This window comes from Caulobacter sp. GW821-FHT11E11, from assembly GCF_058808315.1.
In genome coordinates, this window is record NZ_JBXARO010000011.1 from 26,705 (window position 1) to 51,533 (window position 24,829).

Genomic DNA, 24,829 nt, shown 5'->3' on the forward strand with positions numbered 1-24,829 from the left:
GTGCGTCTGAGATGAAATAACTCGACGGCCGGAGATTCTTAAGACCGGCTGGTTCAGAGCATGGTCGACCAACCGACGATCGGACCCAGAACCCGCAACGACTTGGCGGCCACGCTTCTCGCGGCGTTGGGCGTCGCGTTCGGCTTCGCGTTTCTCGCTTATCTCTGCGTTGAAATTCCCCGCGCCTACAATCACGTCACGCCGATCTGGCTGTCGAACGGCTTCCTGGCCGCGTGCCTGCTGTCATCGCCGTCGCGGCGCTGGCCGGCGCTGCTGATCGGCGCCGCCGTCGGCGCGCTGACGGCCGGCGCGCACGCGGGCGACAGTTCGGTCGTCAATGCCATGCTGGTCAGCCTGAACCTGTCGGAAGGCCTGCTGGCCGCCTATGCCGTGCGGCGCGTGACGGGCGAGTGGATCGACCTGGGCCGGCCGCGCGACATGATGGCCTTCGTGCTGCTGGGCGGCTTCATGGCCCCCGCGATCGTGGGCACGGTCGCCTCGTCGATCCACACGGTGCTGCGCGGCGGTGAACTCGTGCCGAATGTCATCGGCTGGGTGCTGAACGACATCCTGGGCATGCTGACCATCGGGCCGTGCCTGCTGGTGTTCTTCAAGGCTGGGCTCTATCTGCGCGAGCGGCCGCTGACCCGCGACGGCGCGCTGTCGATCGTGATCTGCTGCCTGATGACCGTCGTGGTCTTCGCCCAGGGCAAATATCCGCTGCTGTTCCTGGTGCCGCCGGCGATGCTGTTCGTCGCCTGGCGCCAGGAGGTGCTGGGCGCGGCGCTGAGCGCGGTCCTCGTGGCCGCCATCGCCCTGATCCTGACCATCGCCGGCCGAGGTCCAATCCACCTGATCCTGTCGGGGACGGGCACGCAGTCGACGGTGCTGCAGCTGTTCCTGGCCGTCTCGATCTTCGTCAGCCTGCCGGTCGCGGCCTTTCAACGCCAGCGCCGCGCCATCCTGGCCAATGTCGAGGAGGCCCGCGCCGAGGCCGAACGCAGCGAGGCCCGCTACCGCCTGTTGGCCGAGAGCGCCCTGGACATCATCGCCCACAGCGATCTGCATGGGCAGATGAACTACATGTCGCCCGCCGCCCGGACGATCCTGGGCTACGAGCCCGAAGAGCTGCTGGGCACGCGGTATCTGAAGATCCTGCACGAGGACGACCGGGCTGCGATCCGCCGCGTGGTCGAGCTGCAGCGCGATTGCCCGCAGGGCGTCACCGCGCCGCCGGCCGAGACGGTCGAGTACCGCGCCTTCCGCCAGGACGGCCGGATGATCTGGCTGGAATCGCGTCCGACCCTGGCCTGCGATCCGGTCACCGGCGCGCCCACCGGCATCACCGACATCATCCGCGACGTCACCGCCCGCAAGACGCTGGAGCTGGACCTGCGCGCCGCCCGCGCCGAGGCCGAGCAGGCCGCCGCCGTGAAGGGCGAGTTCCTGGCCAATATGAGCCACGAGCTGCGCACGCCCCTGACCGCCGTGATCGGCTTCGCCAACCTGCTGAGCGAGGAGCCTGGCCTGAGCCAGCGGGGCAAGCGTTATGTCGACCGCATCACCACCGGCGGCCGCACCCTGCTGGCGACGATCAACGACATCCTCGACTTCTCGCGCCTGGAGCAGGGCCGCATCACCCTGAACCCGCGCACCGTGGCGATCACGGGCCTGGTGTCCGAGGTGCTGGAGATGCTGGCCCCCGACGCGGCCGCAAAGAGCCTGGTGCTGCGTTCGGTGGGTGACGACACCGCGCCGCCGGAGCTGTTCATCGATCCCGAGCGCGTGCGCCAGGTGCTGCTGAACCTGATCGGCAACGCCGTGAAGTTCACCGAGGTGGGCGAGGTGCGGTTGGAGACCGAGTACGACATCCAGGCCGGCCGCCTGCGGATGAGCGTGACCGACACCGGGCCAGGCGTGGCCCAGGCCGACCAGGCCCTGATCTTCGCCCGTTTCGCCCAGATCGACGCGGCGCTGAACCGCGAGCACGGGGGCACGGGCCTGGGCCTGGCGATTTCGCGCGGGCTGGTCGAGCTGATGGGCGGCGACATCGGCGTCGAAAGCACGCTGGGGCAGGGCGCGCGCTTCTGGTTCGAGATCCCGGCCCAGACCGGACCGTCGCAGGACGCGGCGGACGACATCGAGGGCGAGACCGATCTGCCCCTGCCACCGCCGGGTGTGCGGGTGCTGGTGGTCGACGACAATGCCGGCAACCGCGAGCTGGTCCGTTCGGTGCTGGAGGCGGTCGGGGTCGAGGTGGCCGAGGCCGTCGACGGCGAGGACGGGGTCGCCGCCGCCGCCGCCACACCATTCGACGCCATCCTGATGGACCTGCGCATGCCGCGGCTGGACGGGGTCTCGGCGGCCCAGCGGATCCGCGCAGAGGCCGGGCCCAGCGCCGGCTCGCCGATCATCGCCTTCTCGGCCGACGTGCGCATGGGGCCGCTGGACCCGGTGTTCGACGGCGCGACGCCGAAGCCGCTCACGGTGGCCTCTCTGCTGTCGACCCTATCCGGCGCCTTGGCCGGACCGGTTTCACAGACCGACTAGACAACGTTGTCATTCTAAGCCAGGAATTGGTCATACCAGTAAGCGTCGCCCGTTCAGAGGCGACCTCTGACGGGAGGCCGCTGCATGAAGTCCTGGCTAGCCATGAGCGCCGCTGCGCTCGCACTTCTCGCCACTACCACCGCATCGGCAGAAGGCTGGCTGAAGGCCAAGGACGCCCGCATCGTCGACGAGGCCGGTCAGCCGGTGATCCTGCGTGGCATGGGCCTGGGCGGCTGGATGCTGCAGGAAGGCTACATGCTGCGCCTGTCGAAGCTGGGCCAGCAGCACATCATCCAGGACAAGATCGCGGGTCTCGTGGGCCCCGCTCGTCAGCAGGCGATCCACAAGGCCTGGCTCGACAACCACACCACCAAGGCCGACATCGACGCCATGGCCGCCTCGGGGTTCAACTCCGTGCGCCTGCCGATGCATTACGCCCTGCTGACGCTGCCGGTCGATCAGGAGCCCAAGCCCGGCGTCGACACCTGGCATGAGGACGGCTTCAAGCGGATCGACGACCTGCTGGCCTGGAGCAAGGCCAACGGCGTCTACCTGATCCTCGACCTGCACGCCGCGCCGAACGGGCAGGGCAACGACCTGCCGATCGCCGACCGCGACCCGGCCAAGCCCTCGCTGTGGGACAGCCCCGAGGCCCGTCGCAAGACCATCGAGCTCTGGAAGAAGCTGGCTGCCCGCTACAAGGACGAGCCGATGATCGGCGCCTATGACCTGCTCAACGAGCCCAACTGGGACTTCGACGGAGCCGGCAATAAGAACGGCTGCAAGGACGAGAAGCAGGACAAGCTCTGGAGCTTCTACCAGGAGGCCACGGCCGCCATCCGCGCCATCGATCCGCGCCACATGATCATCATCGAGGGCAACTGCTGGGGCAACAACTACAAGGGCATGGGCAAGCCCTGGGACGCCAACATGGCGCTCAGCTTCCACAAGTACTGGAACGTCAATGACGACGCCTCGATCGCTCAGCATCTGAAGCTGCGTGAGGAAACCGGCCTGCCGTTGTGGCTGGGCGAGAGCGGCGAGAACTCCAACGTCTGGTTCGCCGACGCCATCCGCCTGGTCGAGAAGCACGAGATCGGCTGGGCCTTCTGGCCGCTGAAGAAGATCGGCTTCAACCAGCCGCTCGAGATCAAGGTCGACCCGGCCTATGACGACGTCGTCGCGACCCTGACGGGGGAGGCCAAGACGCCCGTGAGCGCCGACAAGGCCTATTCGGTGCTGATGAAGGTGGCCTCGCACGACGTGCGGTTCGAAAACAACGAGGCCCATCCCGACGTCATCGACGCCATGTTCCGCCAGCCGCATGACGCGAGCACGCGGCCCTTCACGAAGCACATGGTCGGGGCCAAGGGCGCGACGATCCCGGCCTGGCAGTACGACCTGGGCGTCATCGGCGCGGCCTATGCCGACACGGACGCGGCTAACTACCACGTCTCGACCGGCGGCCAGCGCACGCCGTGGAACAAGGGGCGCACGGGGCGGAACGACGGCGTCGACCTGGAGCGGGCGGCGGACGGGTCGCTGAAGGTCACCGACTTCGTGGCCGGCGAGTGGCTGCGCTACACGGTCTCGGCGACGGCGGGGCGCTATGCGGTCAGCGTGGTGGGCGAGGGGCCGACGGAGGTCGCCGTCAACGGCGGCGCGGCGGTGAAGAGCGGCGCGGTCGTGAGCCTGCTGCCGGGGACCAATACGCTGGTGGTGAAGTCGACGGGGGCGGCGACGGTGTCGGCGATCAAACTCGCGCCCGCGCGCTAAACACTTGCCCCCTCCGGGCCTTCGACCCTCCTCCCCCAGAGGGGGAAGAAGGCCGCTGTATTCTTCCGCCCGCCTTTGGGGGCGGACGACTGCGAAGCGGTCAGGTGGGGGAGGCCGCGACTACAGCGTGCTCATCCCGCCATCGATGATCAGCTCGCTGCCGACCGTGAAGCGGCTCTCGTCCGAGGCCAGGAAGATCACCGCGTCGGCGATCTCCTTGGGCTCGCCGAAGCGGCCGGCCGGCAGGTTGGCCAGGATGCCGGCCGACATGGCGTCCAGCGAGGCCGCGTCCAAACCCAGCTTGCCGTAGAGCGGCGTGGTCACCGGCCCGGGGCTGATGACATTGACCCGGATGCCCCGGCCGATCAGCTCGCCCGACAGGGTGCGGGCCAGCGAGATCAGGCCAGCCTTGCTGGCGGCGTAGACGCTCGAGTTCGGCATGCCGATATGGGCGTTGATCGAGCCGTTCAGCACGATCGAGGCCGGATTGCTCAGGATCGGGGCCAGGGCCTGGATCAGGAACAGCGGGCCCTTCAGGTTGACGCCGATGGCCTTGTCGAAGGTCTCCTCGGTCCAGCTTTCCAGCGGACCGAACGGCGCGATGCCGGCATTGACGAAGACAGCGTCCAGCTTGCCGAAGGCGTCGCCGACGGTCTTGGCGATCACGGCTTGGGCGGCGACGTCGCCGGCGTCGGCCTGGATGGTCAGGACGTCGCCGCCGAGGGCGGCCTTGGCTTCTTCGAGGCGTTGGGCGTTCGTGCCGGTGATGGCGACCTTGGCGCCTTCTTCGATCGCGCGCTGGGCGGCGGCGAAGCCGATGCCGGTGGTGCCGCCGGTGATCAGGATGGTCTTTTGAGCGAGACGGGACATGGGGGTGATCCTTCCGTTTGACGGGCCGGCGCACCGCGCGTCGGTCAGTGAGGATGATTTAGGCGGGTCACCTCGCTTGAACGATAGGATGAAAGGAGCTTTATCATTCAGCTTTCCTGAATGATGGGGCGCCCATGGATCGGCTGCGCGCATACGAGGTCTTCACCACCGTTGTCACCCGCGGCGGCTTCGCCAAGGCGGCCGAGGCGCTGGACACTTCGCCGGCCAATGTCACCCGCTATGTCGCCGAGCTGGAGACCCACCTGGGCGCGCGGCTGCTGAACCGCACCTCGCGCCGCCTGTCGCTAACCGAGGCCGGCGAGGCGCTGTACGAACGCGCCCGCGCCATCCTGGACGAGATCGCGGAGGCGGAAGCGGCGGCTTCCGCCAATGTCGCCGAGCCGCGTGGACGGTTGCGGATCAACGCCCCGCTGAGCTTCGGCGTCCGGCACCTGGCGCTGCTGTGGCCGCAGTTCATGGCGCGGCATCCGAAGGTCGAGCTGGAGATCAGCCTGTCCGACCGCGTCGTTGACCTGGTGGAAGAAGGCTACGACCTGGCCATCCGCATCTCGCGCGGTGGGTCACAGGCGCACGTGGCGCGCAAGCTGGCGACCTCGCGCAACATCGTCTGCGCGTCGCCGGACTATCTGAAGGTCCACGGGACGCCGACGACGCCGGACGAGCTCGCGACCCACCGCTGCCTGGCCTACAGCTACACCGCCATGGCCGAGGACTGGCGGTTGACCCACACCGACGGCCGCGAGGCCACGGTGCGGATGCGGCCGGTCATGTACTCGAACAATGGCGACACCGCGCGGGCGGCGGCCTTGGCCGGTCAGGGCGTGATCTGGCAGCCGACCTTCCTGATCGGCGAGGACCTGCGCGAGGGTCGGCTGGTGCGGCTGCTGCCGGAGTGGAGCCTGCCCGACATCGACGTGCTGGCGGTCTATCCCAGCCGCCGGCATCTCAGCGCCAAGGTGCGGCTGATGGTGGATTTCCTGGCCGAGGCGTTCAAGGGAACGCCCCCATGGGACAGGTAAGCGGGATCGCTAGCTAGCGCTTGCCGACGCCTGGGAACATCGCCACGCCGTCTTCGAACACACCGAGGTAGCCCAGCTCGCCCAGCAGCGGCGTCAGGTCCTCGACCAGGTCGCCGGAGTGGGGCAGGTGCGCGGGGCGGCCGGCCTGGTCGTGCAGACGGTAGACCGTCCACATCTTGCCCTTGGGTGCGGGCGCGCCAGGCTGGATGAACTTGGCTTCCCAGCCGACCAGGGCCGGGACGCGGCCGACCACGACGTCGAACGGACGGTCGCGGAACGCCAGGTCCATCTCGATCCGCATGGCCTCGCCGATCCGGTCGTTCACCCACTCGGCGAACGCCTCGAGGACGACGGACGAGGAGAGCCCTTCGGGGTTCGCCACGACGTGGTTGCGGGGATGGGCGGGACTGCTCATGGGGCGGACCATGCGCCACGAGGTGTGCGAGAAGCCCTAAACGACATGGTTTAGGGGGCGTTCACCCTAAACCATGCCGATCAATGGCCAAGTTTAAGCTTCGGCTTCCGCCAGTTGCTCGGCCAGATCCATCCAGGCGGCTTCGGCCTCGTCCAGCTTGGACTTGGCGTTGTCGCGGCGCTTGGTCAGCTCGGCGACCTTGGTCGGGTTCTTGTAGAGCTGCGGGTCGGCCAGCTGGGTTTCCAGCTCGGTCACCTGGCGCGTGGTGCGATTGACGACCTGTTCGGCCGCCTCGATCTTGCGCTTGAGAGGCTCGACGACGGCTTTCTTCTTCGGCGCTTCCACCGCGACGGGCTCACGCGCGACCTGGGTCGGCTTCACGGCCTGCTTGGCGCGGTCCAGCACGAACTTGGCGTAGTCGTCCATGTCGCCGTCGAAGGGCTTCACCGTGCCGTCGGCGGCCAGCCACAGGCGGTCGGCGACCAGCTCCATCAGCGAACGGTCGTGTGTGATCAGGATCACCGCGCCGTTGTAGTCGTTCAGGGCGTCCAGCAGGGCGCGGCGGCTGTCGATGTCCAGGTGATTGGTCGGTTCGTCGAGGATCAGCATGTGCGGCGCTTCCATCGCCACCATGTTCAGCAGCAGGCGGGCGCGTTCGCCGCCCGACAGGTTGGCGACCGTGGTCTCCTGCTTCTCGAAGCCCAGGCCAAACTGCGCCAGCTTCGAGCGGCGCGAGCTTTCCGAGGCGTCCGGCATCGCCCGGCGGATGATCTCCAGCGGGGTGTCTTCCGGATCCATCGCCTCGATCTGGTGCTGGTGGAACCAGCCGACCTTCATCTTCTTGTCGCGGTGCAGCTCGCCCTTCTGGACGGTCAGGGCCCCGGCGATCATCTTGGCGAAGGTCGACTTGCCCGCGCCGTTGACGCCCAGGAGACCGATGCGGTCATCCAGGTCCATGCGCAGGTTGAGGTTCTTGAGGATCGGGCGCTCGGCCTCGTAGCCCACGTTCGCCTTCTCCAGGCGAATGAGCGGCGGGGCCAGCGGGCGCGGCGGCGAGGGCAGGGTGAAGGGCGCGACGCGCTCCTCGATCGTGGTCGCCACCGGCTGCATCTTGGCCAGGCGCTTCATGCGCGACTGGGCCTGGGCGGCCTTGGAGGCCTTGGCCTTGAAGCGATCGACGAACGCCTGCAGATGGGCGCGCTCGGCGTCCTGCTTGGCTTTCGCGGAGAGTTGCAGGCGGGCCTTCTCGGCGCGGCGCTCCTCGAAGTCGTCGTAGCCGCCGGTGTAGAGCTCCAGCTTGCCGCCGGCCAGGTGCAGCATGTGCGTACAGCTGTTGTTGAGCAGCTCGCGGTCGTGGCTGACGATCAGGGCGGTGTGCGGGTACTTCTGGAGACGAGCCTCCAGCCAGAGGGCGCCTTCCAGGTCGAGATAGTTGGTCGGTTCGTCCAGCAGCAGCATGTCGGGCTCGGCGAACAGCGCCGCGGCCAGGGCCACGCGCATCCGCCAGCCGCCCGAGAACTCGCTCATCGGCCGCGCCAGGTCGTCCTGCGTGAAGCCCAGGCCCACCAGGATTTCCGAGGCCTTGGCCGGGGCGGCGTCGGAATCGATCTCGATCAGCCGGCCCCAGATCTCGCCCATCTCCTCGGGATTGGCGGTCTCCAGCCGGGTCAGCAGGCTGTGGCGCTCCTCGTCAGCCTCCAGCACCGTGTCCAGCAGGGTGAAGGGCGTGGACGGGTGCTCCTGGTCAACCGAGCCGATCCGCGCGCTCTTGGGCAGGCTGATCTCGTCGTCGCCGGCGTGCAGCTGGCCAAGGATCAGTTTGAACAGGGTGGACTTGCCCACGCCGTTGCGACCGATCAGGCCGACCTTGGCGCCCGGCGGCAGGCTGACGCTGGCATGGTCGAAGAACTTCCGACCCCAGGCGTTGAAGGTCAGGTCACGGATCTGAAGCATTTTATGAAGGTTACGCGGCGGGGTTGGCGGGGAGGAGGCGCACGGCTATAAGCCCGCAACCTCCCAATCCACAACTTTTCTGTGAGATCACTCCGTGACCGAACGCACCTTCTCGATCATCAAGCCGGACGCCACCCGCCGCAACCTGACCGGCTCGGTCAACGCCGTGATCGAGGCCGCCGGCCTGCGCATCGTCGCTCAGCGCCGCGTGAAGCTGACCGAAGCCCAAGCCAAGAAGTTCTACGAAGTGCACGCCGAGCGTCCGTTCTACGGCGAACTCGTCGGCCAGATGACCGCCGAGCCGGTGGTCGTCCAAGTGCTGCAAGGCGACAACGCCGTGGCCAAGTACCGTGAAGTCATGGGCGCCACGAACCCGGAAAACGCCGACGAAGGCACGATCCGCAAGCTGTTCGCCCTGTCGATCGGCGAAAACTCGGTCCACGGCTCGGACAGCCTGGAAAACGCGGGCATCGAAATCGCCCAGTTCTTCACCGAAGAAGAAATCGTCGGCTAAGGCTTTCCAGCCTTATCGATACGAGAAGGCCGGCGGGGTGACCCGCCGGCCTTTTTTAGTTTCAAACAAACGGCGCTTTAGCTGCAGGTCGGCAGCGCGAGCAGGTTGTTCGGTTCTACGCCATCGGCCACGGTTTTGAGGTATTTTCGGCCATTGGAACGCTTTGCCACGATGACGTCCGTCGCCGTTCCGGCGGCGTAGGTCCAGAACTCATAGGTTTTGTTCTCGATCTTCGAAATCGCGTCGTCGATGAGAAGCTTCCAGCCGCTGCCACCGATCGCGTCGATGCGTTGATCAGAGTCGCTGCCGTCAGGGGTAATGCAGGTTACTTGATACCGAGTGGCCATCTTTGATGCCTTCATCTTGCTGTGCAAAAGAGACGGCTTCGCGAGGTAAAATAGCGATTTCAGAGTTGCCAAGCGCTCGTATGGCGACATAGCTTTCGTTCATCGCTGGTCGCAAAAGCCGGTGGTGCAAGGAGGGGAGGGGTCAACCTAAGTTTGCCGACGGTCGGATGACCTCTCCGCTCCGATTTCTAGATCAAACGCATCACGCTGCTTGAACTAGAAGCTGTCGCCTACTTCTTTTTCGGCGGTTCCGACACCGTACCTCGCGGGTTACGCACGGCGGTTTGCGTCGTGACGTAGCGCCCGGAAGAGGCAGAACGGTGCGGACCTTTGGGAGGCGCTTTAGCCATACCCATTCTCCTAACACGTGGTTATGCAGCCCAGCCCTGCACTGGCTGATGGAACGCTGACGTGTATCTACGGTGTCGGCAACCCACTAGGGATGGTGTGTGGCATGGTTATCCACAGCAAATGTAGCGTGTGGATGGTTTGTGGGTATTTTTTCTGTCCGAATCCGCCGACATTAGTCGAACAGATGTGCCGGTGAGATAAGCTTCACAGGGTTAATTGGCCTCATTCGCCGTTTATGGCTCGGCCTGAATCTCCAATGTATGGATTTCGTGAGCGATTCTTACCTTTGCTTACTGGCAAATGGTTGTGTCTATCGGTGTCATGCGCGCTTGGGTTTATCCGGTGAGTAGCGCGCTCAGCCTACTCTTTCGAAAAGCGTTGTTTGGCGCATTAGCTCTGGGGTTGCTGACTCTGGTGCCCGCGCCCGCCACCGCCCAGTCCGTCGACGATGTCGTCGTCTCGCCCCAGGCTAGCGGACGGTGGCTGCGCGCCGAGAGCGAGCATGTCATCGTCTATTCCGACGAGAACGCCGAGGTCCTGCGCAAGACGGTCGCTGACGTTGAGGCGCTGGATCGGCTGCTGCGGGGGCTGTATGGCCGCCAGGACGGGCCGGCGCCGCGCAAGTTTCCGATCTATCTGGTCCGTGCGGCCGAGATCGGCGCCAACATGAATGTCCAGTATCGCCGGTTCATGCCCGGCGCGGCGGTGACGGCGCTGTCGCTGGACGTGGCCGAGGTCGAGGACATCTTCGCCGTGGTGGTGCGCGACGACTTCGCCTTCTTCGGGGTGGTCGATCACACGGCGGGCGACGACGTGGTGCTGGGCGCCTATGGCTTCCACTTCTTCAGCGAGAACTTCCCGTTCCGCCAGCCGCGCTGGTTGACCAAGGGCGCGGCGATCTACTACAGCAGCGTCGACATCCAACCTCAGGCCGTGACGATCGGCCGGACGCCCGCGCTGTTCGACGACGCCCTGGCTATGCGCGGCCTGGAGCGGATCCCCGACATCATCACCGAAAGCAGCGACGGCTGGAGCTTGCCCGAGCGCCAGCGCTTCGACGCCCAGTCGGCCCTGCTGGTCCGCTACCTGTGGGCCGATCCCGACCGCAAGGCGAGGCTGGCGACCTATCTGGACCGCGTCGCGGAGAGCGGGGGCGATCCGAAGGCCATCTGGGCGCAAGTATTTGGCCAGTCGCTGGAGGCCTTGCCCGACGCCCTGCGGGCCTTCGTGCGCAAGGAGCCGGTGGTGACGACCTTGCCGCGCGCCAGCGGTTCGGCGCCGCCCATAAAGATCCGAAGGATGCCGGCCGGGGCCGATGACCTGATCCTGGAGCTGCAGCAGATGAAAACCGGGGCCATTCCCGATCGCGGCGCGCTGCTGCGCAAGATCCGCAAGGCCGCCGAGCGTCGGCCGACCGAACGCTACAGCCGCCAGGCCCTGGCGCGGGCGGAGATCACCTTGGGCGATCGCGACAAGGGCGAGCGCCTGCTGGAGCAACTTCTGTCCGAGGACGGCGACAACCTGGAAGCCCTGCGGCTGATGGGAACCAGCAAGCTTTATCGAGCGGCGGCTGACAAGACGCATCGCGCCGAGCTGCTAGCCGCGTCGCAGGTCTATCTGCGCCGGGCCGACGCGGCCGAGCCGAACGACTACCAGACCCTGTTCCTGCTGGCCCAGACCATGACCGAGGGCGACAGGCCGTCGCCAGAGCGGCTGGCGTTGCTGCGCCGGGCCGTGACCTTGGCGCCGGAGGTGACGAAAATCCGCCTGGTGGCCGCGATGGCCTTCCTCTACGCCGACGATGCGGCGACGGCCTATCAGCTGCTGAAGCCGATCTCGGCCGATCCGAATGGCGGGTTGGCGGCGAGCCAGGCCAAGCAGGTGCTGGAGGCGATGGCGCGGGTGGGCGTAAAGCCCTAGGCGGCGACGCGCAGGCGCTGGGTGCGCTTGAAACCCATGACCACCAGGCCGATGGCCAGGATCAGGGCCAGCACGATGCCGCTGGCCAGGGCCGGGTTGCTGCCGAACATCTGCAGGTTCCGGGCGGCCAGGTAGCCGGGGGCCAGCAGTGAGATCACCCACAGCGGGGCCGACAGGATGTTGGCGACCTGGAAGCTCCAAGGGCGTGAGCGCGAGATGCCGGCCAGGATCGGGATGAACGGTCGAGCCGGACCCAGGTAGCGGGCGGCGGCGATGGCCAGCACGCCGTGGCGGCGGGTCAGGAGCTTGGCGCGGGCCAGCAGGCGACGCTTGCCGCCGAACAGCAGCTGGGTGGCGCGACGGCCGCCCAGGCCGCGGCCCATCAGATAGGAGACGGCGTCACCGGCGGCCGCGCCGGCGCTGCACCAGAGAATGGCTTCGACCGGGTGCAGTACGCCCTGGGCGATCAGCGCCCCGGCGGCCAGCATCACGCCCAGGATCGGGATCAGCAGGCCGACGACCAGCAGCGCCTCCAACAGTGTGAAGACGAACAGCGCCGCGCCGGCAAAACCGGCGTTGTCTGCAGCGACTCGAAAGAGATCGGCGATCCAGGCGTCCATGAAGTGCATCATGGCGACACATAGTGACGAAGTTCTGACGCGTTAGGCTTTACGGGCCGTTAGGGGCTGCGACACGCCGTCCCAGGCCGGTGAGCGCCACGAAACCTGTGGCCGGCCAAGGCGCTATCTCCTGGTGAAAGGGCTCGATGGTGAGCCGAACGCGAGAGGGCTCCATGCCGCTGACGAAGAGCAAGGACATCCTGGACCAGGATTTGATCGGCCAAGGCGGCGCCAAGCTCGGCGTCATTCGCGAAACTTTCGTCGACCTGGATACGGGAAAGATCGAGTTCCTGGTCGTGGAGGCGCCGGGACTGTTGGGCGGATCCGGAAAATACCATCCCGTGCCGTGGACGATTGTCCACTACGAGCCCATGGCCAAGCTGTTTCAGGCCGATGTTTCGAAGGACCAGTTCAAAGGCTCTCCCAGCTACGATCGTACGCAGATCGGCAGCCTGGATTACGCCTGGGACGAGCAGTCCAACCGGTACTTCGACGCCGGTTCGGATGTGACAGTCACGCCCGTCTAGAGCGTCCCGACGAACTTGGCCAGGGTGGCGGCGTAGAGCTTGTGTTCCTGCTCCAGCACGCGGGCCGACAGGGTGTGGTCGTCGTCGCTAGGCAAGATCGGCACGCGGGCTTGGCCCAGGATCGGACCTTCGTCGACGCCGGCCGTGACCAGGTGGACTGTGCAGCCGGCCTCGGCGTCACCCGCCGCGATGGCGCGAGCGTGGGTGTCCAGGCCGGGATAGGCCGGCAGCAGGGAGGGGTGGATGTTCATCATCCGGCCTTCCCAGGCGTCGACCAGGAACGGCGTGAGGATCCGCATATAGCCGGCCAGGGCGATGACCTGGATCCCGCGCTCGCGCAGGGCCGCGTCGATGGCCCGCTCATGGGCCTCGCGGTCCTTGCCGAAGAGCTTCTGGTCGACGCAGAGGGCTTCGATCCCCTCGGCCGCCGCCGTGGCCAGGCCGCCGGCGTCCGGCTTGTTGGCCAGGACAAGGGCGATCTCGAACGGGCAGTCGGCCGCCTTCGCCGCGCGGACCAGGGCCTCCATGTTGGAGCCCCGGCCCGAGATCAGGACGGCGACCTTGGTCTTTACGCTCATCAAGCCTTGACCAGCTGGCCGCAGATGAAGGCGTCCTCGCCGGCGTTCAGCAGGGCGGCCAGGACCGGTTCGGCGTCGGCTTGCGCCACGATGACGATGAAGCCGACACCGCAGTTGAAGGTGCGGCGCATCTCGTGCTCGGAAATGCCGCCGACCTGGGCCAGCCAGTCGAACACGGGCGGTTGGGCCCAGCTGTTCCAGTCGAACTCGGCGGCCAGGCCTTCGGCGATGGCGCGCGGCGGGTTCTCGATCAGGCCGCCGCCGGTGATGTGGGCGCCGCCCTTGACGCGGCCCGACTGCAGCAGCGGCAGCAGCGACTTCACATAGATGCGGGTCGGGGCCATCAGGGCCTCGGCCAGCGTCTTGCCGTCTTCAAACGGGCAGGGGGCGTCCCAGGCCAGGCCCGAGCGCTCGACCACGCGGCGCACCAGGGAGTAGCCGTTGGAGTGCGGGCCCGACGAGCCCAGGCCGATGATGACGTCGCCGGCCCGTTGCTTGTCCAGCTTGGGCAGCACGCCGTCGCGCTCGACCGCGCCGACCGAGAAGCCGGCCAGGTCATATTCGCCGTCGCTGTACATGCCGGGCATTTCAGCGGTTTCGCCGCCCACCAGGGCCGCGCCGGCCAGCTTGCAGCCGTCGGCGATGCCGGCGACCACGCTCTTGGCGACTTCGATGTCCAGCTTGCCGGTGGCGAAGTAGTCCAGGAACATCAGCGGCTCAGCGCCTTGCGCCAGGAGGTCGTTGACGCACATGGCCACCAGGTCGATGCCGACCGTGGCGTGCATGCCCGCATCGATGGCGATGCGCAGCTTGGTGCCGACGCCGTCGGTCGTGGTGACCAGCAGGGCGTCCTCGTAGCCGGCGGCTTTCAGGTCGAACAGGGCGCCGAAACCGCCCAGGCTGGCTTCCGCGCCGGGGCGGCGGGTGGCCTTGGCCAGGGGCTTGATGGCGTCCACGAGCGCGTTGCCCGCATCGATGTCGACACCCGCCTGGGCGTAGGTAAGGCCGTTGGGCAGATCGCTCATGGTCGCTCTGTCGCTCGCTCTTTCGTCTATCGGAAGGCGGTAAGACCCTCCGAACACGCGGAAAATTTGCTTTCCCGGTACGCTAGGCGCGTCTTGACGCTTGCAGACTCGGGGGTGCGCGAGGCTATTAGCAGCCGATGAAGCCGATCACCACTACCGCCGAGCTGGCGGCGTTCTGTAATGCGCTCGCGGGCGAGCCTTTCGTCGCCGTCGACACCGAGTTCATGCGCGAGACGACCTACTGGCCCATGTTGTGCCTGATCCAGGTCGCGTCGCCCACGCACGAAGCCGTCATCGATCCGCTGGCCGAGGGCATCGACCTCGAGCCGCTGCTGGCCGTCATGCGCGACGAGAGCATCCTCAAGGTGTTCCACGCCGCCCGCCAGGACGTCGAGATCTTCAACAACCTGAAGGCCATGCCGAAGCCGTTGTTCGACACCCAGGTGGCGGGCATGGCGGCGGGCTTCGGCGAGCAGATCGCCTATGACGCCCTGGTCCGCCAGATGCTGCGCATCGAGCTGGACAAGTCCAGCCGGTTCACCGACTGGGCCCGCCGGCCGCTGACCGAGGCCCAGCTGACCTACGCCCTGGCCGACGTCACCCACTTGGCCGCCCTGTTCCCGACCCTGCGCGAGCGCCTCGAAACATCGGGCCGCCTGGCCTGGGTCGAGGAAGAGATGACCGCCATCTCCGACCCGGCCGCCTACGACGTCGATCCGGAAAAGGCCTGGCGTCGCCTGCGTCCGCGCAAGACCGCGCCGAAATATCTGGCCGTGTTCAAGGCTGTCGCCGCCTGGCGCGAGCGCACCGCTCAGAGCCGTAACCAGCCGCGCGGCCGCATCCTGAAGGACGAGGCCATAGACGAACTGGCGACCCAGGCGCCGACCAGCCTGGACGCCCTGAACAACCTGCGCGGCGTGCCCAAGGGCTTTGGCGGCAGCAAGTTTGGTCCCGACCTGCTGGCGGCGATCAAGTCGGCCCTGGCCGATCCGGAAGGCTACGCCCCGGTCGTCGACAAGCCCGGCCCGCCGCCGCCCCAGAACGCCGGCGCCGTCGTCGAGCTGCTCAAGGTGCTGCTGAAGGCCCGCGCCGAAGAAGCCGGCGTGGCCTCCAAGCTGATCGCCACGGTCTCGGACCTGGAAAAGATCGCCGCCGACGACAACGCCACCACGCCGGCCCTGGCCGGCTGGCGCCGCGACGCCTTCGGGGCCGACGCCCTGAAGATCAAGCGCGGCGAACTGGCCCTGGTGCTGGACGGCGCCAAGGTCCGCGTCGTCGAAGTGCGTCGCGCGCCCAAGGCTGACTAAGAGCGCGGCGCTTCATTCCTCTAGAGGGCTGGCCCTTAGAGGAATGGCGCCGTGACCTTAAGGAAAGTAGGGCTTTTGCTCCCCATATCGGGTCCTGTACAACGCCGTGCAAAGGTTTGCTGGCGTACAAGGCGTCGCGCCCGGGGCTTCACGGAGACCGGACGCGCCGAGTAGGGGATTGGCGTTGAGTGCTTTCTGGGAGGATCTGGCGGTCGCGTACCGCCCCGCGGCCGTGTCACGCCGCAAGCAGGTTCCTCTCCGGCTCTTCGTCGTCCTGGTGCTGGCGGCCCTGGCGATGGTCAAGCCGGGCCTGGAGTTCGTGCTCCTCTGGTCGGCCGCCTATGTGGCGGCGCAGGTCGCCGAGGTGCTGGCGCTCAACCACTTCCTGAAGAGCGCGGATCCGCGTCGGGCAGTGGCGCTGAACCTGGCCGCCGACGTCGTGCTGGCCTTCGTGTTCGGCTGGCTGGCCATTCCGGTCTGGGCCACGGGCACGCCGGTCGGGGCGGCGGGGGCGATCCTGCTGCTGTCGGGCTCGATCATCACCGCGCTGATGGGGGCCGAGGGCTGCCTGGCGGCCTTCGTCGCGTCCGGCGTTCCGCACGTCAGCTACCTGCTCATCACGCCGCTGGCGGCCGGCGCGAGCCGCGATCCGATCATGCCGTTCTACGTCGCCGGCGTGGGCCTGTTCTGCCTGACCCTGGCCATGGTCTTCCTGTGGTCGCAGCGCACCCTGGCCGCCGAGCGCGCCGCCCGCCGCGCCGCCGAGGCCCAGACCGCCGCCAAGTCGGCCTTCATCGCCATGGTCAGCCATGAGCTGCGCACGCCGATCAACGCCATCCTGAACGGCGCCGAGGCCCTGGAGCGCGACAAGTCCGACGCCTCGCTGATCGCCGACGCCGGGCTGATGATGCGCACCCTGCTGAACGACCTGCTGGACCTCTCCAAGATCGAGGCCGGCCGCATGGGCGTCGAGATCGTCGACTATGATCTGCGCGCCCTGGTCGCCGACACCGTCGGCTTCTGGCGGGGCGCCGCCGACGCCAAGGGCGTGGGCCTGTCGTTGATGGGCGCCGAGGACCTGCCGCGCTGGGTGCGGGGCGACCCCATGCGCGTGCGTCAGATCCTCAACAACCTGCTCAGCAACGCCATCAAGTTTACCGCCGAGGGCGATGTGCGGGTCAAGGTCCGCACCGAAGCCGGCAAGCCACGTGCGGTCGCCATCGTGGTGCGCGACACCGGCCCGGGCCTGGCCGACGACCAGATCGAGCGGCTGTTCAGTCCCTACGAGCAGGCCGGCGCCGACACCGCGCGGGCCTTTGGGGGCACGGGCCTGGGTCTGTCGATCAGCCGGGATCTGGCGCGTCTGATGGGCGGCGAGCTTTCCGCCGCCAATGCCGAGGACGGCGGCGCCCGCTTTACCCTGCGCCTGCCCGCGCCGGAGGGCGCCGAGCCGCCTGCGCCCGAGGCCGACGCGGCGCTGGAACGCCGGGGCGAGGCCCCGCTGATCCTGGTGGTCGACGACCACGACATCAACCGCCGGGCTCTGCGCCAGATGCTGGAGGCCTTCGGGGCCCGGGTCGAGACCGCCGAGGACGCCCTCAGCGCCCTGGCCATGGCCGAGCGCCGGGTGTTCGACGCCATCCTGATGGACGTGCGCATGCCCGGCGTCGACGGCCTGGAAGCCACCCGCCGCCTGCGCGCCAGCCGCGCCAATCGCGCTACCCCGGTCATCGCCGTCACCGGGGCCGTCTCGCCCGAGGAAGTCGCCGCCTGCCGCGAGGCGGGCATGACCGGCTGGGTCGAGAAGCCCGTGAATGCCCGCGACCTCTACGCGGCGCTTTTTGGCTGATCGCTTCGCATTTTCGCCCCACATCGCGGGCGATCCTGCTTAGAAGTCTCCCAGGTGATTCAAGGTTCTATCGGTAGTGTCTCACGTCGGGGTCCTCAGCAAAAAGCGGCATGTTCAGTGGCTGATCGCCGGGGGCGTGCTGCTCGTGATTGTCGCCGCGGTGCTTCTGCCGCGCGCCCGCGACAAGGCGCCCAAGACCGGCGCCGAGGCGACGGCCGAGCAGGCCGCCAAGCTGCCTGAAGCGCCCGCCGACTGGCATGGGACCATCGACTACAAGGCGCTGGACGCCCGCGTCGGCGCGATGATGACCGACCCCTCGATGGAGGGCCTGGGCGTCGCCGTGGTCGAGCAGGGGCGACTGTCGTTCGTGAAGGGCTATGGCGTCACCGCCAGCCAGCACGGCGAGCCGGTCAGCCCGCGCACCGTGTTCCGCTGGGCCTCGCTGTCCAAGACCATCGCCGGCACGCTGTCGGCCCGGCTGGCGGCCGATGGGACCTTCTCGCTGCACGACCCGCTGGGCGTCTTCGACACCAGCCTGCGCCTGCCGGGCGACGCCCAGAACAGCCTGACGATCGAGCAGCTGCTGTCCCAGCGCACGGGCCTGGGCAAGAACGCCTACGACGGCCAGCTGGAGGACGGGCAGGACCCGGCCAAGATCCGCAGCAGCTTCGGAGCGCTGAAGACGGTCTGCCCACCGGGCACCTGCCACAGCTACCAGAACATCGCCTACGACACGATCAGCGAGGTCATCCGCGAGCGCACCGGCGCGCCCTATGCCGACACCGTGCGCCGCCGGATCTTCCAGCCGCTGGGCATGAGCGGGGCCACCATCGGCATGACCGGCCTGACCTCTGCCGCGCATTGGGCCCGGCCGCATCGCCACGGCAACGAGCTGAAACTGTCGGAGGCCTATTACCGCGTGCCCGCCGCCGCCGGGGTCAACTCGACCATCGTCGACCTGGCCGCCTGGATGCAGGCCCAGATGGGCCTTCGCCCCGACGTGCTGCCGCCGGCGGTGCTGGACGAGGTGCAGCGCGCCCGCGTCGCCACCGGCCGGCCCTATGGCCGCCTGAACATCGCCCGCGAGCTGAAGTCGCCCGGCTACGGCCTGGGCATGCGCAGCTTCGACTACAAGGGCCACCACCTGATCGGCCACAGCGGCGGCGTCTCGGGGTACCGCTCGACCATGATGTTCGATCCGGCGACCAAGACAGGCATCGTCATGCTGTGGAACAGCGACGCCAACCTGCCTTTCCGCTTCCAGGCCGAGTTCTTCGACCGCGCCTACCAGCTGCCCTTCACCGACTATCTGGACCTGGACAGCGGCTCCCCGCCGACCACCAGCGCGGCCGAAGTCTCGGGGTAGGGTTGCCGGCGCCTGCGACCGTTTGGCGCAGGGGGATGGTAGCGGGATCACTCTTGGCGAACTTGCGTTTCGCTCTCTACAGTCTCAACCATGAGGCGCGGCGAGGCCTGAAGCACCTCCGGGAGACGAATGGGCGCGGTCATCAAGGACAAGCTCTGGGAGATCATCGGCCAGTCGGATCGGTCGCCGATCTGCGCCTTCGACCATGACTTCCGCCTGATCGGCTTCAACCAGGCCCACAGCGACGAGTTCTTCCGGATCTACGGCTACCGGGTGAAGCTGGGCGACGTCTTTCCCGACCTCTTCCTGCCCGAGCAGGCGCCCATTATCCGGAGCTTCATGGCCCGCGCCCTGACCGGCGAGGTGTTCAGCGTCGTCGAGGAGTTCGGCGACCCGAGCTTCGACCGGCCGTATTGGGAGATCTGGTACGCGCCGTTGCGCGACGACGCCGGCCAGATCGTCGGCGCCTTCCACCACGCCCAGGACATCTCGGCGCGGCTGCGCCTGCAGGTCGACCTCTCCGCCGCCCAGGACGCCTTGCGCCAAGCCCAGAAGATGGAGGCCGTGGGCCAGCTGACCGGCGGCATCGCCCACGACTTCAACAACCTCTTGATGGCCATCGTCGGCAATCTGCAGCTGCTGGCCAAGCGGATCGACGAGGATCATCCCGGCCGCCGCTTCGTCGACAGCGCCGCCGCGGCCGCGGACAAGGGCTCCAAGCTCACCGGCCAGCTGCTGGCCTTCTCGCGGACCCAGAAGCTGAACCTCCAGCCGACTGTGCTCGACCCCGTGCTGGAGAAGGCCCGCGAACTGGTGCGGACGGCCCTGCCGCCGGCGATCGAGATGACGTTCGCGCTGGATGGCGGGGAGGCCTCCGTCTTCACCGACGCGGACCAGCTGGAACTGGCGATCCTGAACCTGGCGCTGAACGCCCGCGACGCCATGCCGGGCGGCGGCTCGCTAGGGGTCGAAAGCCGCGCCGACGGGCTCGACAACTATCTGGTTATCGTGGCCGACACCGGCGGCGGCATGACCCCCGATGTGGCCCGCCAGGCGATCGAGCCGTTCTTTACCACCAAGGCGCGGGGCAAGGGCACAGGGCTGGGCCTGGCTCAGGTCTATGGTTTCGTCACCCAGTGCGGCGGCAGCCTGCGCATCGACAGCGCGCCCGGCGCCGGCACGCGGATCGAGTTGCGCTTCAAGCGCGCCGAGGCCCCCAAGGCGCCGGTCGTCGAGGTCGACGAAGGCGTCGCCGAGATGATCGAAGGCGCGGGCCAGACCGTGCTGGTCATCGACGACGACGACAGCGTCCGCGCGGTGCTGGTCGAGACCCTGAAAGGCGCCGGCTACAGCGTCGTCGAGGCCGCCGACGGGCACGAAGGCCTGGCCAAGCTGGACGCCGTCAAGCCGGACGTGGCCGTGGTCGATTTCCTGATGCCGGGCATGAACGGCGACGAGGTCGGCCGCCGCCTGCAACGCAGCATGCCCAAGCTGCCGATCCTGTTCGTCAGCGGCTACTACGACACCCTGGCCCTGGACGGTATCAGCGGCGCGGCGGTGCTGCGCAAGCCGTTCGACGACCGGACCCTGCTGAACGCGGTGGCGGGGGCGCTTTAAGAAGCAAGAGGCTGCCTCTCCCTGAACGAGTGGAAGCTCACGTTGCGAGCGTCCGCCTTTCGACTGCCTTCATGCTTGACGTGTGCGCGCCATATCTTGACGCTAGAGGTGGATCGGCGCGGTGCGGGCCGATAGCGCGCGGGGGCGAAGATGAGCTATCCAACCGCTGCTGAGGCGGCCGCCGCGATGGTGACCCCGTTCGTCTGGACCGGGCAGACGATCACCTACAGCTTCCCGAAGGCCGGAAGCACCTGGGCGGGCTATGCGAGCGGGTCCGAGCCGTTCAACGCCGGCTATCGTCCGCTGACCAGCGCGGAGATCGAAATCGCACGGGCGGCGATCCAGTCGTGGGCGCGGCTGATTGCGGTGCAATTGGTCGAGACCGATGATCTCGTCCAGCCCGGACAGATCCGCGTCGCCTTGACCGATGTGACGGATTACATCCCCGGTTCCGCGGGCTACGCCTCGCCCGCCTCCACCATCCCGCAGGGCGGCGACGTCTGGATCGGCGGTTCCCAGGGCGCCGTGAGCCCGTCGCTCGTCATCCATGAGGTCGGTCACGCGCTTGGCCTCAAGCACACGTTCGACGGGTCGCCGACGATCCCCACCGAATACGACTACGGCCGTTACAGCCTGATGGCTTACACGCGCGGGCCATACGATCTCCAGTGGCTCACCAAAGGAAGCGACGGGAAGTTTCACTACGAGGCGGTGGCCTTCACCACGCCGATGGTCTTCGACATCGCCGCCATCCAGCAGATCTACGGCGCCAGCCTGACGACCGGAGCCGGCGACACGACCTACAGCTGGACGGCGGACAAGCCGATCATGGAGGCAATCTATGACGCCGGCGGGATCGACACCTTCGATCTGTCGAACCTGACGCGATCGTCCTATGTAGACCTGACGCCCGGCGCGTATTCCTCCATCGCCTACTGGTCGATCGCCGACCAAGTCGCCCTTGTTCCCGAGTCGGAGCGTGGGTTGCTCAGCTTCGACTTTCCCAAGACCCACACCTGGTCGAACAATGTCGGCATCGCCTTCTCGACGGTGATCGAGAACGTGATCGGCGGCGCCAATGCTGACACCTTGAAGGGAAACGCCGCGGCCAACGCGCTGTCCGGCGGCCGCGGCGACGACATCCTCGAGGGCGGCGCGGGCGACGACATCCTCGACGGCGGATCGGGCAAGGACACGGCGCGCTACCGCGGGACCATGGACAGCTATTCGATCAAGACCGGAGCAGATGGTGCGATCACGGTGACGGATCTGCGCCCGGGCTCGCCGGACGGCGTCGACCGGCTGACCAACATCGAAACCCTGCTCTTCGCCAAGGCCCCGTCCAGCACGGAGATCGGCACGCAGGTCGCGGGCATCCTTCGCGCCACGACCGCGAACCCGGGCGTGGCGGCGCTGTCGCAATCGCTTCTGACGCAATGGACTTCAGGCGAAATCGACGAGGCGTCGGTCACGTCCGCCATCATCAAGTTCGCCGACGCGACGACCTCGGTCGCGACGATGGCTTATCAGTTCTTCACGGGGAAGATTCCGAGCCAGGCCGGTATCGACTACCTGGTTTCGCCGACAGGCCCGAACAGCAACAATCTGAACAGCGCCTACTACCAAAGCTTCAACTTGGAAAACCGCTACATCAACTTCGCGGTCAACCTGGGCAAGCTCGGCGAGGGCAAGGATGCGTTCGCCGCCAAGTACGCGACGCTGAGCCTCTTCGATGCCACGCGTGAAGCTTACAGGGCGATCTTCGGAGGCTCGCCGACCAACGAGAAGCTGCATGCGCTCATCGACACGCGGGTGAACTATTTCGCGTCCTATGGCGGCGATGGCGTCGAGGGGATCGGCACGAAGGCCGCGATGGTCGGCTGGCTGCTTGCCGAGGCGGAGAAGGCCGACGTCGGGGTCATGGCCCGTTCCAACGCCGCATGGCTCGCGGACCTGGCGGATGGGGCGGCGCCGTTCGCCGTGAACATCCTCGACCCCGGCAATGGCTACTACACCCTCGACTTCATCTACGGCGGCTAAAGGCCGAGTGGGGCGAGTAGAGAGGTTCAGCTGATCCCGGCGCGGAGGACGCTCAATTCCCTCTTCCGACGAAAGAGGGAATTTGGCGTTGCGTCGTTAGTGGTGTCCGAACTGCGCCAGTGCGCCGCCGGCCGCCAGGCCTAGGGCGCAGAAGACGCCCAGGTGGAAGACGACGCCGATGGCGACGGTGCGGCGGACCGACCAGGTGTTTTCCTGGGCGAAGACGCGGCCGATTTCGGACTGCAAGCTGCGGGCGCCGCTGGCGATGGGCGCGTCGTGATCGTTGGCGATCCGCAGGTCGGGACGCTTGGCCGTTTGAGCGGCCGGGGCGATGGCGTCGAGGTAGTCGAACTTACGCTGCAACATCACTGACCTCCTGTTATGTCGTTGGAGGCACGATGCGCGTGGCAAAGCTAACAAACCATGCTCGAAGAACGGTGTTTGCCTGCGACAACTTGTCATTTTCCCCGTATTGGGGAAGTTCAGGCTCGGTTAAGCATGTTCTTTGGCCGATCTATACCTGACACTATCCGGTAATAATCTTGGACTTCAGGTTAAGGTGTTGCGCGGCAGTATTGGCGCGCTTGCCGGTCTGTTCGCCCAGAAGGAGATCGGCGAAACCGGGCTCGGCGGCCAGGATCAGATGGTTCTTGTCCAGGGTCAGGCGCGAGTGAGCCAGCAGGCTGGGGCTGCGGCCCGAGAGATCGCAGGCCAGCCGCATGACCGCACCCAGGGCCCGGGCGCGCTTCAGCTGGGTCGGGCTCAGCAGGCGCTCCAGGGTCTGGAGCTCCGGCGGATGGAAGTTGGTGGCGTGGCGGGCGTGGGCGGCCACGGCCAGGAAACAACGCTCGGCATGGGTCTGGCCGGCGATCGGCGCGCGCAGCACCTGCTCGAACACCAGGTCGGCGCGATGGTCTGGGTGCAGGCGAGCGCCGACATCCGACAGGCGGCAGGCCGCCGAGACCAAGATCCCGTCTCGCTCACCGAACAACGGCGGCAGGGTGCGGAAGGCCGGGGTGATCCAGGCGTCCAGCGCCACGCCCAGGTCGTCGGCGACGCCCTGGCGCGCGCCGAGGGCCGTGCAGCCCTCGATCAGCGGGTCCAGGCCCCGTATGCGCGGCGGCATGGCCTCGAACAGCAGGCCCTCGCGGACGCCATAGGCCGAGATCTCGATGCGCTTCAGGCTGAGCTGCTCGATCAGGGTTTCCAGCACCACGGCGGCGTAGGGCAGGGTCTCCGAGCGCTTCTTGCTCATGCCCTCGATGCGTTCGAGCGAGCTCTTGGACTGGTGCGCGACCAGGCGCGCGGCCTCCAGGGCCTCGTTCGCCGGGATCTCGTACTGGTGGACGACGTGCAGCGGATAGCCCGACAGCCGCATGTGCAGCAAAGCGAGGTTCCGCCAGGCGCCGCCCACGGCGTGGAAGGTGTCGGTCTTGAAGTCGGCGGCCACGGCCGAGATGCGCTCGCGAGCCAGGCGGCGGGCGCGCTCGGCGTCGAAGCCGGCGCCGGGCGAGGCGAGGCTGAACGGCCCCAGCGGCAGGGTCACGCCCTGGCCGGCGCCGGTGGCGTTCAGGCGGATCAGTTCCAGGCTGGCGCCGCCCAGGTCGCCGACCACGCCCTCGGCGTCGGGCGCCCCGGCCAGCACGCCGACGGCGGCATAGTGGGCCTCTTCCTCGCCGGTCAGCACACGGACGGAAAAGCCGGTCTCGGCCTTCACGCGGGCGATGAAGTCGGGGCCGTCCTGGGCGTCGCGGGCGGCGGCGGTGGCGACGGCGAAGGTCTCGGCCGGATTGACCGCCTCCAGCACGGCGCGGAAGCGCTTGAGGGCCTGCAGGGTCTGGATGACGCCGTCGGGCGCCAGGCGGCCGGTCTTGGCCAGGTCGCGGCCCAGGCCCGCCAGGATCTTCTCGTTGAAGACGGTCCAGATGGCGCGGCCTTCCAGCCGGTACACCACCAGGCGGACCGAGTTGGAACCGATATCGATCACGGCCGCGTCGCGCGGCGCCTGGAATGGCATGGGTCCGGTTTAGCCTATTCGCGGATCAGGGGAAGCCGGTCCGTTCGAAAATCCGTGGAGCAGAACGCGCGGAAAGGCTTGTCGGAAAACGGTTCGAAATATTATCCGGGTTATATTGACTCCAATTTCATCCGGGTGAATAAGGCG

The 24,829-nt window shown here is 67.4% G+C and carries 20 protein-coding genes; 11 read left to right on the forward strand and 9 right to left on the reverse strand.

Features of this window, described 5'->3' with window-relative positions; translation table 11 throughout:
- Positions 1–60 precede the first annotated feature (60 nt).
- Together AC1RR5_RS23690 and AC1RR5_RS23695 are read left to right on the forward strand one after the other, a co-directional pair.
- On the forward strand, positions 61–2,550 hold the full coding sequence (locus AC1RR5_RS23690; RefSeq protein ID WP_492925679.1) for an MASE1 domain-containing protein: 2,490 nt from the start codon (positions 61–63) through the stop codon (positions 2,548–2,550).
- A gap of 84 nt (positions 2,551–2,634) precedes the next feature.
- Complete coding sequence (locus AC1RR5_RS23695; protein WP_492925681.1) at positions 2,635–4,326, forward strand: cellulase family glycosylhydrolase; 1,692 nt, start codon at positions 2,635–2,637, stop codon at positions 4,324–4,326.
- Positions 4,327–4,446: 120 nt separating this feature from the next.
- On the opposite strand, the gene AC1RR5_RS23700 is transcribed toward AC1RR5_RS23695, so the two are convergent.
- Positions 4,447–5,196 (reverse strand): SDR family oxidoreductase, encoded by a 750-nt coding sequence (locus AC1RR5_RS23700; protein ID WP_492925683.1) that lies wholly within the window; start codon positions 5,194–5,196, stop codon positions 4,447–4,449.
- Positions 5,197–5,330: 134 nt separating this feature from the next.
- Here AC1RR5_RS23700 and AC1RR5_RS23705 point away from each other — a divergent pair, with 134 nt between their 5' ends.
- Positions 5,331–6,236: a LysR family transcriptional regulator gene (locus tag AC1RR5_RS23705; RefSeq protein ID WP_492925685.1), complete on the forward strand. Its 906-nt coding sequence runs from the start codon at positions 5,331–5,333 to the stop codon at positions 6,234–6,236.
- A 13-nt stretch (positions 6,237–6,249) separates the two neighbouring features.
- Here AC1RR5_RS23705 and AC1RR5_RS23710 read toward each other — a convergent pair whose 3' ends face one another.
- Positions 6,250–6,651 carry a hypothetical protein gene (locus AC1RR5_RS23710; RefSeq protein ID WP_492925687.1) on the reverse strand — a complete coding sequence of 134 codons (402 nt, stop codon included), beginning with the start codon at positions 6,649–6,651 and terminating at the stop codon, positions 6,250–6,252.
- A 93-nt stretch (positions 6,652–6,744) separates the two neighbouring features.
- On the reverse strand, positions 6,745–8,604 hold the full coding sequence (locus AC1RR5_RS23715) for an ABC-F family ATP-binding cassette domain-containing protein (RefSeq protein ID WP_492925689.1): 1,860 nt from the start codon (positions 8,602–8,604) through the stop codon (positions 6,745–6,747).
- Between the two features lie 94 nt (positions 8,605–8,698).
- On the opposite strand from AC1RR5_RS23715, the gene ndk reads away from it, so the two are divergent.
- Positions 8,699–9,118 carry a nucleoside-diphosphate kinase gene (ndk, locus tag AC1RR5_RS23720; RefSeq protein ID WP_454716404.1) on the forward strand — a complete coding sequence of 140 codons (420 nt, stop codon included), beginning with the start codon at positions 8,699–8,701 and terminating at the stop codon, positions 9,116–9,118.
- Positions 9,119–9,195: 77 nt separating this feature from the next.
- Here ndk and AC1RR5_RS23725 read toward each other — a convergent pair whose 3' ends face one another.
- Positions 9,196–9,555, reverse strand: coding sequence for a DUF3892 domain-containing protein (locus tag AC1RR5_RS23725; RefSeq protein WP_492925691.1), 360 nt, complete (start codon positions 9,553–9,555; stop codon positions 9,196–9,198).
- 675 nt (positions 9,556–10,230) lie between these two features.
- Between AC1RR5_RS23725 and AC1RR5_RS23730 the strand changes: the two genes are divergently transcribed.
- Positions 10,231–11,736 carry a tetratricopeptide repeat protein gene (locus AC1RR5_RS23730; RefSeq protein ID WP_492925693.1) on the forward strand — a complete coding sequence of 502 codons (1,506 nt, stop codon included), beginning with the start codon at positions 10,231–10,233 and terminating at the stop codon, positions 11,734–11,736.
- Here the strand turns inward: AC1RR5_RS23730 and AC1RR5_RS23735 are convergent.
- Entirely contained in the window at positions 11,733–12,356 is a 624-nt protein-coding gene (locus AC1RR5_RS23735; protein ID WP_492925695.1) for a DedA family protein, read from the reverse strand. The genes AC1RR5_RS23730 and AC1RR5_RS23735 overlap by 4 nt on opposite strands.
- A 173-nt stretch (positions 12,357–12,529) precedes the next feature.
- Between AC1RR5_RS23735 and AC1RR5_RS23740 the strand changes: the two genes are divergently transcribed.
- Positions 12,530–12,883 carry a PRC-barrel domain-containing protein gene (locus AC1RR5_RS23740; protein WP_492925697.1) on the forward strand — a complete coding sequence of 118 codons (354 nt, stop codon included), beginning with the start codon at positions 12,530–12,532 and terminating at the stop codon, positions 12,881–12,883.
- Here AC1RR5_RS23740 and purN read toward each other — a convergent pair.
- Together purN and purM are read right to left on the reverse strand one after the other, a co-directional pair.
- The gene (purN, locus tag AC1RR5_RS23745; protein WP_492925699.1) at positions 12,880–13,461 is read right to left on the reverse strand and encodes a phosphoribosylglycinamide formyltransferase; all 582 of its coding nucleotides are present in this window, start codon (positions 13,459–13,461) and stop codon (positions 12,880–12,882) included. The genes AC1RR5_RS23740 and purN overlap by 4 nt on opposite strands.
- The gene (gene purM / locus AC1RR5_RS23750; protein ID WP_492925701.1) at positions 13,461–14,486 is read right to left on the reverse strand and encodes a phosphoribosylformylglycinamidine cyclo-ligase; all 1,026 of its coding nucleotides are present in this window, start codon (positions 14,484–14,486) and stop codon (positions 13,461–13,463) included. The genes purN and purM overlap by 1 nt, the downstream gene beginning before the upstream one ends.
- A gap of 137 nt (positions 14,487–14,623) precedes the next feature.
- On the opposite strand from purM, the gene rnd reads away from it, so the two are divergent.
- The 5 genes from rnd to AC1RR5_RS23775 all read left to right on the forward strand — a co-directional run bounded on the left by rnd (position 14,624) and on the right by AC1RR5_RS23775 (position 22,665).
- Positions 14,624–15,793 carry a ribonuclease D gene (gene rnd / locus AC1RR5_RS23755; protein ID WP_492925703.1) on the forward strand — a complete coding sequence of 390 codons (1,170 nt, stop codon included), beginning with the start codon at positions 14,624–14,626 and terminating at the stop codon, positions 15,791–15,793.
- Between the two features lie 184 nt (positions 15,794–15,977).
- On the forward strand, positions 15,978–17,642 hold the full coding sequence (locus tag AC1RR5_RS23760) for an ATP-binding protein (protein WP_492925705.1): 1,665 nt from the start codon (positions 15,978–15,980) through the stop codon (positions 17,640–17,642).
- Between the two features lie 136 nt (positions 17,643–17,778).
- A complete protein-coding gene (locus AC1RR5_RS23765; RefSeq protein ID WP_492925707.1) occupies positions 17,779–19,008 on the forward strand; it encodes a serine hydrolase domain-containing protein in 1,230 nt (409 codons plus the stop codon).
- A gap of 129 nt (positions 19,009–19,137) precedes the next feature.
- The gene (locus tag AC1RR5_RS23770) at positions 19,138–20,625 is read left to right on the forward strand and encodes a PAS domain-containing sensor histidine kinase (RefSeq protein ID WP_492925709.1); all 1,488 of its coding nucleotides are present in this window, start codon (positions 19,138–19,140) and stop codon (positions 20,623–20,625) included.
- Positions 20,626–20,775: 150 nt separating this feature from the next.
- Complete coding sequence (locus AC1RR5_RS23775) at positions 20,776–22,665, forward strand: alkaline metalloproteinase (RefSeq protein WP_492925711.1); 1,890 nt, start codon at positions 20,776–20,778, stop codon at positions 22,663–22,665.
- Positions 22,666–22,761: 96 nt separating this feature from the next.
- Here the strand turns inward: AC1RR5_RS23775 and AC1RR5_RS23780 are convergent, their stop codons facing one another.
- Both AC1RR5_RS23780 and AC1RR5_RS23785 read right to left on the reverse strand, forming a co-directional pair.
- Positions 22,762–23,034, reverse strand: a complete 273-nt coding sequence (locus AC1RR5_RS23780; protein WP_492925713.1) for a hypothetical protein — start codon at positions 23,032–23,034, stop codon at positions 22,762–22,764.
- Between the two features lie 157 nt (positions 23,035–23,191).
- Positions 23,192–24,682 carry a Ppx/GppA phosphatase family protein gene (locus AC1RR5_RS23785; RefSeq protein ID WP_492925715.1) on the reverse strand — a complete coding sequence of 497 codons (1,491 nt, stop codon included), beginning with the start codon at positions 24,680–24,682 and terminating at the stop codon, positions 23,192–23,194.
- Between the last annotated feature and the right edge of the window lie 147 nt (positions 24,683–24,829).